Genomic DNA, 11,592 nt, shown 5'->3' on the forward strand with positions numbered 1-11,592 from the left:
AACAATCACACACAACATGAACCGCGCAGAAAAAACAGCGCCCCCGAAACAGAGGCGCTGTTTTTCTATTTTTCTATCAATCGCTTACTACGGCTATTATTCCGCAGCCTCTGCATAATCTTCCATCGGTGGGCAGGTGCAGACCAGATTACGGTCACCGTGAGCATTGTCCACGCGATTGACCGGCGGCCAGTATTTATCAACGCGGAAGGCCCCCGCCGGATAGCAGCCTTGTTCGCGGCTGTAGGGACGATTCCAGTCGCCCACCAGATCCTCCACCGTGTGGGGCGCACGTTTCAGCGGATTATTCTCCGCATCTATTTCGCCCTGTTCCACCGCTGCAATCTCTGCCCGAATCGACAGCATCGCGTCACAGAAACGGTCCAGCTCTGCCTTGGTTTCGGATTCTGTCGGCTCTACCATCAAGGTCCCGGCCACTGGCCAACTCATGGTTGGCGCGTGAAATCCGTTGTCGATCAGACGTTTGGCAATGTCATCTACCGAAATACCGGCACTCTCGGCAAAGGGGCGGGTATCTACGATGCACTCATGTGCCACACGCCCTGTCGGCCCTTTGTAAAGGACGTCAAAGGCGCCCTCCAACCGCTTGGCAATATAGTTCGCCGATAGGATCGCCACACGGGTCGCCTGTGTCAGGCCCGTGTCGCCCATCATCAGACAATAGGCCCAAGAAATCGCCAAAATCGACGCTGACCCATAAGGTGCTGCGGAAACCGGACCCTCTTCGCCGCCCACTTCCGGGTGGCCGGGCAGATGCGGGATCAGGTGCGATTTCACCCCGATGGGTCCCATGCCGGGGCCACCACCACCGTGCGGGATGGCAAAGGTTTTGTGCAGGTTGAGGTGGCTGACATCGCCGCCCAGATCGCCGGGACGAGAGAGGCCGACCATCGCGTTCATGTTCGCGCCGTCGATATAGACCTGACCACCGTGATCATGGGTGATCTGGCAGACCTCTTTCACCGTTTCCTCAAACACGCCATGGGTTGAGGGATAGGTGATCATGCAGCCGGCAAGGTTTTCGCTGTGTTTTTCCGCTTTGGCGCGGAAATCTTCCAGATCAATGTCACCGTTTTCCAGCGAGGTGACAGGAACCACCTTCCAGCCCACCATCTGCGCAGATGCGGGGTTGGTACCATGTGCCGACATCGGGATCAGGCAGACATTGCGATGCCCCTGCCCCTTGGCGCGGTGATAGGCCGCGATGGTCAACAGGCCCGCATATTCGCCCTGCGCGCCAGAGTTCGGCTGCATGGAGAAGTCGTCATAGCCGCAGATTTCGCACAGTTTATCGGTTAGGTCCTGCATCATCTCTGCATAGCCTGCCGCCTGATTGAGCGGCACAAAAGGGTGCAGATCCGAGAGTTCCGGCCAACTGATCGGCATCATTTCTGCCGCGGCGTTCAGCTTCATCGTGCAGGATCCCAGCGGGATCATCGCACGGTCCAATGCCAAATCGCGATCCGCCAGACGCCGCATATAGCGCATCATCTCCGTTTCGGCCCGGTTCATGTGGAAGATCGGATGGGTCAGAATATCCGATCCACGCAGCGCATGATCGGGCAGACGCCATTCGCCGGGTTGGTCATCCTTGCGCGCAATGCCAAAGGCACGCCAGACCGCTTCGATCGTTTCGGGGACCACAGCTTCATCAATAGTGATGCCAACCTTGGTGGCCCCGACGGGACGCAGGTTGATGCCCTCATCCACCGCCGATTTCAGCACCGCCTGTTGCAGCGGGCCAACCTCTACCGTCACGGTGTCGAAGAAATCTTCGGGTTCGACCATGAACCCTGCCTCTTCCAGACCTTTGACCAGACGCACGGTCTTGCGGTGAATTTTTTGCGCGATGGCTTTCAGACCGTTGGGTCCATGAAACACCGCATACATTGACGCCATCACCGCCAAGAGCGCCTGTGCGGTGCAGACGTTCGACGTCGCTTTTTCACGGCGGATATGCTGTTCACGGGTCTGTAGGGACAGGCGGTAGGCACGGTTGCCACGCGCATCAATCGACACACCCACCAGACGACCGGGCATGGAACGTTTGAAATTATCACGACAGGCCATATAGGCAGCATGCGGACCGCCGTAGCCCAGCGGCACACCAAAGCGCTGAGTCGAGCCGACGGCGATATCCGCGCCCATCGCGCCCGGTTCCTTCAACAAAACCAGCGCCATCGGGTCGGCAATCACAATGCCCACGCCCCTGTTTTCATGCAGCGCGGTCATTTCGGCGGTGAAGTCACGCACATGGCCATAGGTGCCCGGATATTGAAAAATCGCGCCAAAGACAGCGGTGGCATCCAGATCCTCGGGCGCACCAACGATCACCTCAATCCCAAGAGGCGCGGCACGGGTTTTCATCACCGCAATGTTTTGCGGATGGCAGTTTTCATCAACGAAGAAAGCCTTGGATTTTGCTTTCGACACCCGTTCGGCCATGGTCATCGCCTCTGCCGCCGCGGTCGCCTCATCAAGGAGGGAGGCGTTGGCAATCTCCAGGCCTGTCAGGTCCGAAATCATCGTCTGGTAGTTCAACAGCGCCTCAAGACGGCCCTGCGAAATCTCTGGCTGATAGGGAGTGTAGGCAGTGTACCACGCGGGATTTTCCAGAATGTTGCGCTGTATCGCGGGCGGAGTCACGGTGCCATGATAGCCCATGCCGATGAGGCTGGTCAGAACCTTGTTCTTGCCCGCCACCTCTTTCATCCGCGCCAGCATCTGACGCTCAGACAGCGCCTTGCCGAAGCCAAGAGGTTCCGCCTGACGGATCAGGGCAGGCATGGTGTCATCAATCAGCGCCTCTAGGCTGTCGGCACCAACGGTTTGCAGCATGTCCGCCATTTCATCCGGCGACGGGCCGATGTGGCGACGGTTGGCAAAATCGTAGGGTAAATAGTCGGTTGGCTGGAAGGGCATATCAACCTCTCTTGAGTTTATCTGTCTTCTGCGGCGGGCAAACCGCGTGGGTGGAGCGTATGGTGTGACCTGAAATGGCTCGCCGTCGGCATTTAAGCGCCGTTCCGAGGGGAGGCGCATACGCGCCGCCCCATTTTGCCGTAGGCAAACCTGCGGTTTGACGGGGCGGAACGGCGCGGCCCAACAGTACCTGTTGGGCGGAACTTCAAAACAATGCGCCGCTTCTCAGGTCATTCTGGCCTTACTCAACCAGTGCCTTATAGGCGGCTTCGTCCATGTAACCGTCGATCACCGATGGATCAGCGACTTTCACCTTGAAGAACCACGCCGCACCCAGCGGATCCTCGTTCACCTTGCCCGGCTCATCCTCAAGGGCGCTGTTCACTTCGACAATCTCGCCGTCCACCGGCGCCTCGATGTCGGACGCCGCTTTGACGGATTCGATCACCACGACTTCATCGCCTTTTTCAACTTCGGTACCCACTTCGGGCAGTTCCACAAACACAACATCCCCCAGCGAGGTGGAGGCGTGTTCGGTGATGCCAACGGTGATGATGTTGCCATCTGCGGTCAGCCATTCGTGGTCTTCGGTAAATTTCATCTCTGGATCCTTCCCTGCGTCGATCTGGATTGTGTTGATTAACGTTTGAAAGTCGCGGCCACGAAGGGCAGCGCGACAACTTCGACGGCCAGTCGCTTGCCGCGCACATCGCCGTAAAGAACTGTCCCATTGGCGGCATGCGCCGTCGGCACATAGCCCATCGCAACGGGTCCACCCACCGTGGGACCAAACCCGCCGGAGGTGACATGGCCGATCTGATCGCCGCCATCGTCACTGGCATCGTCACTGGCATAAAGCGCCACGCCATCACGCATCGGCGCGCGTGTCTGGGGTTTGAGGCCAACGCGCACACGGTCCGCGCCGCCTTCCAGCTCAGCCAAGATACGGTCTGCACCAGGAAAACCACCGGCGCGGGCGCCGCCTGTGCGGCGCACCTTTTGAATACCCCAGGTCAGCGCGGCCTCTACCGGGCTGGTGCCTGCATCAATGTCATTGCCATAAAGGCACAGCCCCGCCTCCAGCCGCAGACTGTCACGGGCACCAAGGCCGATGGGCAACACGCGCTCATCTGCGAGCAGCGCCCGCGCCAAAGCATCCGCAGCATAATCGGGAACGGAAATTTCATAGCCGTCCTCACCCGTATAGCCCGACCGTGAAATCCAGCATTCCGCACCGTTCAGGTCAAGGATCGCCACATCCATGAATTTCATATCCGCCACCACGGGGTTGAGCGTGGCAAGCACCGCCTCTGCCTCAGGTCCCTGCAACGCCAGCAAAGCGCGATCCTCAATCACCTCAACCGCGACGCCATCAGGCAGCCCGTTTTGCAACAGCGCGATGTCCTGATCCTTGCAGGCAGCGTTGACCACCACAAAGATGTGGTCGCCGCGATTGGCGAACATCAGGTCATCCAGAATGCCGCCCTGTTCGTTGGTGAAAAATCCGTAGCGCTGTCGTCCCTCCGTCAGGTCTGCGACGTTCACGGGCATCAGCGCTTCCAGCGCGAGGGCTGCCGCCTCATAGCTGTCACCGCGCAGGATCACTTGTCCCATGTGCGATACATCAAACAGGCCAGCAGCCGTACGGGTGTGCTGGTGTTCCTTCATCACGCCGGCGGGATATTGCACCGGCATGTCATAGCCAGCAAATGGCACCATCTTGCCGCCCAGTTCGCGATGCAGTGCGTCCAGCGTCAGGGATTTCAGTTCAGACATTCCGCCCTCCGGTTCTGTTCAAATCCGGCAGGTGTTTTGAAAATCCCCGGCCGGCACCATAATGGCGCAGGTCGCTGCGCCTTGATGCCCCCTCTGTCACGGTGCCTGAGATCGTTATCCCTTCGGCGGGCGCATTTGGCGCCACTCTCCAGAGTTGTCAGCCCTGATCGGTCCTTTTGGCCTGAGAGTTTCCGGGGCGGTTGCTCCTTCGGCACTGGTTAAACCAGTTCTCCCGATCAGTTGACTAAACCAGTATCCGACCGCATACCGCAGAACAAGCCACTTAATGCGACTATTTTAGATTTAAGAGCGACACATTGCCGGACTTAGGATCTCCAGCAAGCGATCATTGCCGCAGACAAGCGCATCCAGCGTCACCTCATCAAGGTGGGCAAAAAACGCCTCAGCCGCATCCGCCAGCGCTAGTCGCAGACGGCAGGCCTCTGTCAGGGGACAGGTGTTATCGATGTCGGCAAAGCATTCCGCCAGCGGCACCGACGCCTCCAACGAACGGAATACATCGCCGATACGGATATCCGGTGCAGGACGGCCCAGTTCAATGCCACCATTGCGCCCACGCTGGGTGCGCAGATACCCCAATTGGCCCAATTTATTGATCACCTGCGCCAAATGGTTTTCCGAGGCATTGCACCTTTCGGCGATTTCCGATTTGGTCACCAGACGGTCATCATTGGCCGCGCAAAACATCAGAATGCGGATCGCGATGTTGGTTCGTTTGGTAACGCGCATGGGTCCTGTCCTCACAATATTGTGGGCTATACCTTGCCTGTCACGGCGGGATGAGGGATTGATGTGGATCAAGACTTGGGTCTTAACGAGGGATTTCCTGCATGAAAGATGCATTTTTCTTTGGCTACGGCTCTTTGGTGAACCGCGCGACCCATATTTACGACAATGCCCACCACGCCCGCGTCCGTGGTTGGCGGCGGTTATGGCGGCACACGGCACTGCGTCCGATTGCCTTTCTGACTGTGGTGCCGGATTCGCAAAGCGTAATTGACGGCCTGATCGCAGGTGTCCCCGGCAATGACTGGGACGCACTGGACGCGCGCGAATACGCCTATGACCGCGTAGCGCTGAACGATCAGCTGGATCACGCACTGACGACAACGCCGGACACCGCAATCTACACCATCCCCGCCGATAAGCACGGCACGCCTGATCGTTTACATCCGGTACTGCTGAGTTATCTGGATGTTGTCATACAGGGCTATCTGAATGAATTCGGCGAAGAAGGCGCGCAGGCATTTTTTGCCAGCACTGATGGTTGGGACGCTCCCATTCTGGATGACCGCGCTGCGCCCTATTATCCACGCCACCGGATCCTCAGCCAGCAGGAGCGTGCACTGGTGGACCGCCTGCTGGACGACGCAGGCGCAGAACGCACACAGCACAGTGCCGCCGAGAAGGCCAGCTTCGAGGCGCAGATGAAGCAGCCCGCCAAACGCCCCTAAGCGCGCGAACCACAGGACCATGCGGCCGATCACCCAACTGGGCTCATTCTATAGAGAAACCAATACCCGCGCGGGTGAAACTGGTTACTGCACGCCCTGCAGTCTCTGATGAATTTATTAAAATAACCTAAATTTTTCGCTCATCTTAGGCGCGAGATCCGATTTTTGTCACCAAAACCGTAAACAATCCGGCGATTTCACCCAGATTATCGGCGATTTTCGCACCAGACCCCTCCTAAAGAGAGTGCCAACCATCCCTTTTAACGGGGTTAAACAGCGCGCTCCCCCGCCGTTCTACATACTGAGTAAAACGATCCAACGCTGCCGCTCAGGATTGTTTAGTTTGTAACGTTTCACGAGGGCTTTTGAACCATGACTCAGATCGGACACATTGAGAGAGCTCTTGAAGGGGGAACTATGAATACCAAACTGAAAACCGTTTCGCAGATTATCCGTAAACGTCGCCTGTTTTGCGTGTCGCCTGATGACATGGCACGTCAGGCCTGTAAGGTAATGACCAACCGTAAGGTCGGCGCTCTGCCGGTGATCGATGACAATGGCACATTGGTCGGCGTGATTTCTGAACGTGACATCGTACGCCGCTGCATCGGCGGCAAACGCAACACTGTGCGCACCCCGATCCGCGAGGTAATGACCCCGGACCCCATCGTGGCCAAATCCGATGACACCATCGTCGTCGCCATCGCCGTGATGATGCAAAACAACATCCGCCACCTGCCGATCGTCGAAAACGGCGTCGTCACTGGCATGATCTGCATCCGCGAAGTAATCACCGAACTGTCTACCATGGCGGTAAAGAACTTCGGCATGGCTGGCCTGACGTCAGAAACCGAACTGCGCTTTGCTGAACGCGTGACCATCTAACGCAGCCGCCCACCGCGCCTGACAGCGACCCCCGGGGCGGCGTTAACCTGTCCCCCTTCCCGCCCCTGAGGCCGCCCTATCGCTCTTCCCGAGCAGGCATAGAAAACCCCCGCGATGTCACCATCGCGGGGGTTTGGCGTTTCTAGGATCAGGCGGGTATTAGCCGCGCGCCTTGACCACCTGCAACAGCGGCATCACATCGCCCATGTCGGGACCATGACCCTGACCGGTCAGCGCCTTGCGCAGCGGCATGAACAGGCCTTTGCCCTTGCGGCCAGTGGCCTCTTTCACCGCAGCGGTCCAGGTTTTCCAGGTGGTGTTATCAAACGGACCTTCTGGCAACATCGCCATCGCCTCTTTGATGAACTCCGCATCTTCATCCGCGATTTCAGGCTCTGCGCCTTCGCTAAACAGGGTCCACCAGCCAGCAAGATCGCCGCGCACTGTGATGTTGTCGCGGGTCACGGTCCAGAACTGTTCGGCCAGATCAGCAGGCACGCCCAGCGCTGCAATCTCATCCTTTACCGCGTCAAACGGCAGGGTTTGCAGATAATGGCCTGTCAGCGGGAACAGATCCTGCACGTCAAACTTAGTCGGGGCCGAGCCGAAACGGTTGATGTCGAACCCTTCTGCCAGCTCCTCCATCGAGGCGCGCAGCTCCACCGGATCGGACGAGCCAAGGCGCGCCATCTGGCTGAGCAGCGCCAGCGGCTCCACACCCTGTTCGCGCAGATCCTTGATCGCCAAAGTGCCCAGACGTTTGGACAGCGCTTCCCCCTGCGGGCCGGTCAGCAATGAGTGGTGGGCAAAGGCCGGCGCTTCATGGCCCAGCGCGTTGATCATCTGGATCTGGGTGGCGGTGTTGGTCACGTGGTCAGATCCGCGCACGACGTTCGTCACGCCCATGTCGGTGTCATCCACAACCGACGCAATGGTGTAAAGAACCTGACCATCGGCACGGATCAGCACCGGATCCGATACCGAGGCCGCATCGATCGAGATATCGCCCAAGACGCCATCAGCCCATTCGATCCGGGCGTGATCCAGTTTGAAACGCCAGACACCATCACCGCGTTCTGCACGCAGTGCGTCCTTCTCAGCATCAGACAGCGCCAGCGCGGCACGGTCATAGACCGGAGGCTTGCCCATGTTCAGCTGTTTCTTCCGCTTCAGGTCCAGCTCTGTCGGGGTTTCAAACGCCTCATAGAACCGGCCCATGTCGCGCAATTTATCGGCAGCCTCGGCATAGCGGTCCAGCCGCAGCGACTGACGTTCCATCACATCCCATTCCAGGCCCAGCCATTCCAGATCGCGCTGGATCTGGTCAACGTATTCCTCTTTCGACCGCTCAGGATCGGTGTCGTCGATCCGCAGAATAAACGTACCGCCCGCCTTTTTGGCGATCAGGTAGTTCATCAGCGCAGTGCGCAGGTTGCCAACGTGAATATAGCCTGTCGGCGAAGGGGCAAAACGGGTGGTGGTCATCTCGATCTCCTGTTGCAGGGGCTGATGTCACAGCTTGATCCCTTTGTCCAGTTTCGCCCCGAACGCGCAGGCGATCTGGCGGGGTATAACACAATTTTCACGACTGCGTGAGAAGACAGGACAGGGTCGTACGTGCAACTAATTGGACACCGAATGCACAGAGGAGGAAGCCCTATGCCCCGCAAGTCCCTGCTGACCGCCCCGATGATCACCCGCCGCCACATGCTGACCGCTGGCGCCGCCGTACCGCTGACGGCCGCGCTTGGGTCCGGTATCGCCCGCGCCGCTGCGCCGATGCTGGGCCCCGCAACGCCCGAATTTCACCGCTTCAAGCTGGGAGAAATAGAGGTGACAACCCTGCTGGCTGGCACACGCACCGTGGGCGACCCGCAGACCATCTTCGGCATGAACGTCAGCGCTGAGGAATTTGCTGCCGCTTCCGCAGAGGCCAATATTCCCGTCGACAAGGCGCAGTTCTTCTTTACCCCCACAATCGTGAACACTGGCTCAGAGCTGGTGCTGTTTGACACAGGCCTCAACGCCGAAGGCATCACCGCCGCCGTGACGGCGGCAGGTTACACGCCCGAACAGGTGGATGTGGTGGTGATCACCCATATGCACGGCGACCACATCGGCGGGTTGATCGGCAATGGCACGGCGACCTTCCCGAATGCCCGCTATGTCGCTGGCGCGAAAGAGTTTGACTACTGGGCAACGACCGACAACGAACGTTTCGCCACGAAGGCGCGTCCGCTGGCTGAACAGATGACCATGTTAAATGATGGCGACAGTCCGGTGTCCGGCGTGACCGCCATGGCGGCCTTTGGCCACACGCCGGGCCATATGACCTATATGCTGGACAGTGGTGGACAACAGCTGTTGATCGCAGCCGATTTTGCCAACCACTATGTCTGGTCCCTGGCCCATCCCGACTGGGAGGTGCGCTTTGATATGGATAAATCAGCTGCTGCTGCCACCCGACGCAAGATCCTGTCGATGCTGGCCGCCGACCGCGTGCCGTTTATCGGCTACCACATGCCCTTCCCGGGCCTCGGTTATGTGGAAAAACAGGGCGATGGCTTCCACTATCATGCGGCCAGCTATCAGCTGTCGCTCTGAGCCTGAGCGGCGGGGTTTGAGTGTTCGAAGACCGTTGAGAAGGGTTTCCCGGCCTGCGAATATCCGCTCTGCAGGCACCCCGAGGGCCTTTGAGCCCGAGACATAAGGCGCGCCCCGATCGGGGCGCGCATTTTACTTACGCGCCGCTCATTTAGGCACCACTGGGATCGCGCCAGCGGTTCACAATCGGATAGCGGCGATCCAGCCAGAAAGCCTTGCGCGATAGACGGGTGCCGGGTGCGGATTGGAAGCGTTTGTATTCGCTGATGAACACCAGGTGCTCTACTTGCTTCACCGTGTCCCGCTCATATCCCGCAGCGACGCAATCGGCGACGGAGGCCTCTTCATCCACCAACATAGTCAGGATACCATCAAGGATGTCATAGGGCGGCAGGCTATCGTCGTCTTTTTGGTCAGGACGCAGCTCTGCGCTTGGCGGTTTGTCGATGATCGTCACGGGAATAACCGTCCCCTCAGGGCCGTTCATCCACGCACGGTGGTTGGCATTGCGCCAGCGACAGACGTCAAAGACGCGGGTTTTATACATGTCTTTGATCGGATTATAGCCACCGTTCATGTCGCCGTAGATGGTGGCGTAGCCCACTGCAACCTCTGATTTGTTACCGGTGGTCAGCAGCATTTCCCCGAACTTGTTGGACATCGCCATCAACAACAGACCCCGCAGACGGGACTGAATATTTTCCTCTGTCAGATCCTCATCCCGGCCCTGAAACAAAGGCGCCAGGGTATGGGTCACCGCAGCGCGGCTTTCGACGATGGGCACATAGTCGTAGGGACAGCCGAGGTTATTTGCCAAGGCTTCGGCATCGTCCAGCGAACCTTGCGAGGTGTATTCAGACGGCAGCATCACACAGCGCACGTTTTCTGCGCCCAGCGCATCTGCTGCAATCGTTGCAACAATCGCGCTGTCGATCCCGCCAGAGAGGCCAAGCAGAACCTTGCCGAAGCCAGATTTTCCGCAATAGTCGCGCAGGGATTGCACCATACAGCGGTAGTCCTGCTCCATCTCATCCGGCAGCGTGGCCTTGTCGCCCTCTTCGGCGCGCCAGCCGTCATCAACGCGACGCAGGGTGACATGAGCCAGCGCCTCATCAAACAGCGGCAGCTGCAGCGCCAGCGATCCTCCGGGATTTAGGATGAAAGAGCCGCCATCAAAGACCTGATCGTCCTGACCACCCACCATATTGAGATAAATCAGCGGCAGGCCGGTTTCGACCACGCGCGCGACCATGTGGTTCATCCGGCGCTCAAACTTGCCGCGATAGTAAGGGGACCCGTTGGGAACCAGTAGAAACTCCGCTCCTGTTTCCTCCAGCGTCTCCGATACATCCTCAAACCAAGCATCTTCGCAGATGGGGGATCCGATGCGCACGCCAGCGACGTCATAGGGCCCCGTCAACGGGCCGTGATCAAACAGGCGCTCTTCATCAAAGACGGTATAATTGGGCAGGTGATGCTTACGGCGGATGTGGGCAATCTTACCACCATCCAAAATGTAGTACGCGTTGAACAACTGGCCATTTTCGCCCAGCGGTCCGCCGATCGCCAGCGCAGGTCCATCCGCGCAATCCGCGGCCAGCGCCTCCATCACCTGATAGGCGCGGACCTGCAGCGCCGGTTTCATCACCAGATCCTGCGCGTTATAACCCAATAGGAACATTTCCGGCAGCGCAACCAGATCACTACCTGCCTCTTTGGCCGCACGCCAAGCCTCTTTGGCCTTGGCGGCGTTGCCGTCCAGATCACCCATCACGGGGTTCAACTGTGCCATGGTCAGTCGGAAAATGTCGGCCATATCCTGCGCTCCTCTTAGGCGGCTTGGGGATGGTGTAGCAGATCATCCGGCAAGGGAAAGCCGATTTGAACGAAAGCCGTTGCCTGATCTGCG

General features: G+C 58.6%; 9 protein-coding genes and 2 riboswitches. Of the genes, 3 read left to right on the forward strand and 6 right to left on the reverse strand.

Annotation, left to right across the window (positions count from 1 at the left end; all coding sequences use genetic code 11):
• Window positions 1-96: 96 nt before the first annotated feature.
• The 4 genes from gcvP to MHM86_RS07455 form a co-directional block, all read right to left on the reverse strand.
• Complete coding sequence (gcvP, locus tag MHM86_RS07440; RefSeq protein WP_239197537.1) at window positions 97-2,943, reverse strand: aminomethyl-transferring glycine dehydrogenase; 2,847 nt, start codon at window positions 2,941-2,943, stop codon at window positions 97-99.
• A gap of 241 nt (window positions 2,944-3,184) precedes the next feature.
• The gene (gene gcvH, locus MHM86_RS07445) at window positions 3,185-3,544 is read right to left on the reverse strand and encodes a glycine cleavage system protein GcvH (protein WP_239197538.1); all 360 of its coding nucleotides are present in this window, start codon (window positions 3,542-3,544) and stop codon (window positions 3,185-3,187) included.
• A 38-nt stretch (window positions 3,545-3,582) separates the two neighbouring features.
• Window positions 3,583-4,719: a glycine cleavage system aminomethyltransferase GcvT gene (gene gcvT / locus MHM86_RS07450; protein ID WP_239197539.1), complete on the reverse strand. Its 1,137-nt coding sequence runs from the start codon at window positions 4,717-4,719 to the stop codon at window positions 3,583-3,585.
• A gap of 83 nt (window positions 4,720-4,802) precedes the next feature.
• Window positions 4,803-4,877, reverse strand: a riboswitch (glycine riboswitch).
• Window positions 4,878-4,964: riboswitch (glycine riboswitch) on the reverse strand. It abuts the riboswitch before it with no gap.
• A gap of 58 nt (window positions 4,965-5,022) precedes the next feature.
• Window positions 5,023-5,469, reverse strand: coding sequence for an Rrf2 family transcriptional regulator (locus MHM86_RS07455; RefSeq protein ID WP_239197540.1), 447 nt, complete (start codon window positions 5,467-5,469; stop codon window positions 5,023-5,025).
• A 101-nt stretch (window positions 5,470-5,570) separates the two neighbouring features.
• Between MHM86_RS07455 and MHM86_RS07460 the strand changes: the two genes are divergently transcribed.
• Both MHM86_RS07460 and MHM86_RS07465 read left to right on the forward strand, forming a co-directional pair.
• Complete coding sequence (locus MHM86_RS07460; RefSeq protein WP_239197541.1) at window positions 5,571-6,194, forward strand: gamma-glutamylcyclotransferase family protein; 624 nt, start codon at window positions 5,571-5,573, stop codon at window positions 6,192-6,194.
• A gap of 417 nt (window positions 6,195-6,611) precedes the next feature.
• Entirely contained in the window at window positions 6,612-7,079 is a 468-nt protein-coding gene (locus MHM86_RS07465) for a cyclic nucleotide-binding/CBS domain-containing protein (RefSeq protein WP_239197542.1), read from the forward strand.
• Window positions 7,080-7,238: 159 nt separating this feature from the next.
• On the opposite strand, the gene gltX is transcribed toward MHM86_RS07465, so the two are convergent.
• A complete protein-coding gene (gene gltX, locus MHM86_RS07470; protein ID WP_239197543.1) occupies window positions 7,239-8,564 on the reverse strand; it encodes a glutamate--tRNA ligase in 1,326 nt (441 codons plus the stop codon).
• Between the two features lie 174 nt (window positions 8,565-8,738).
• Here gltX and MHM86_RS07475 point away from each other — a divergent pair, with 174 nt between their 5' ends.
• On the forward strand, window positions 8,739-9,683 hold the full coding sequence (locus MHM86_RS07475) for an MBL fold metallo-hydrolase (RefSeq protein ID WP_239197544.1): 945 nt from the start codon (window positions 8,739-8,741) through the stop codon (window positions 9,681-9,683).
• Between the two features lie 151 nt (window positions 9,684-9,834).
• On the opposite strand, the gene MHM86_RS07480 is transcribed toward MHM86_RS07475, so the two are convergent.
• A complete protein-coding gene (locus MHM86_RS07480) occupies window positions 9,835-11,499 on the reverse strand; it encodes an NAD+ synthase (protein WP_239197545.1) in 1,665 nt (554 codons plus the stop codon).
• Window positions 11,500-11,592 lie beyond the last annotated feature (93 nt).

Source organism: Thalassobius sp. Cn5-15 (genome assembly GCF_022347685.1).
Classification (GTDB): domain Bacteria; phylum Pseudomonadota; class Alphaproteobacteria; order Rhodobacterales; family Rhodobacteraceae; genus Thalassobius.

Bases quoted from the DNA above. Each gene is read 5' to 3' on its own strand.
- gcvP (WP_239197537.1), bottom strand. From the start codon at position 2,943: ATGCCCTTCCAGCCAACCGACTATTTACCCTACGATTTTGCCAACCGT.
- gcvH (WP_239197538.1), bottom strand. From the start codon at position 3,544: ATGAAATTTACCGAAGACCACGAATGGCTGACCGCAGATGGCAACATC.
- gcvT (WP_239197539.1), bottom strand. From the start codon at position 4,719: ATGTCTGAACTGAAATCCCTGACGCTGGACGCACTGCATCGCGAACTG.
- MHM86_RS07455 (WP_239197540.1), bottom strand. From the start codon at position 5,469: ATGCGCGTTACCAAACGAACCAACATCGCGATCCGCATTCTGATGTTT.
- MHM86_RS07460 (WP_239197541.1), top strand. From the start codon at position 5,571: ATGAAAGATGCATTTTTCTTTGGCTACGGCTCTTTGGTGAACCGCGCG.
- MHM86_RS07465 (WP_239197542.1), top strand. From the start codon at position 6,612: ATGAATACCAAACTGAAAACCGTTTCGCAGATTATCCGTAAACGTCGC.
- gltX (WP_239197543.1), bottom strand. From the start codon at position 8,564: ATGACCACCACCCGTTTTGCCCCTTCGCCGACAGGCTATATTCACGTT.
- MHM86_RS07475 (WP_239197544.1), top strand. From the start codon at position 8,739: ATGCCCCGCAAGTCCCTGCTGACCGCCCCGATGATCACCCGCCGCCAC.
- MHM86_RS07480 (WP_239197545.1), bottom strand. From the start codon at position 11,499: ATGGCCGACATTTTCCGACTGACCATGGCACAGTTGAACCCCGTGATG.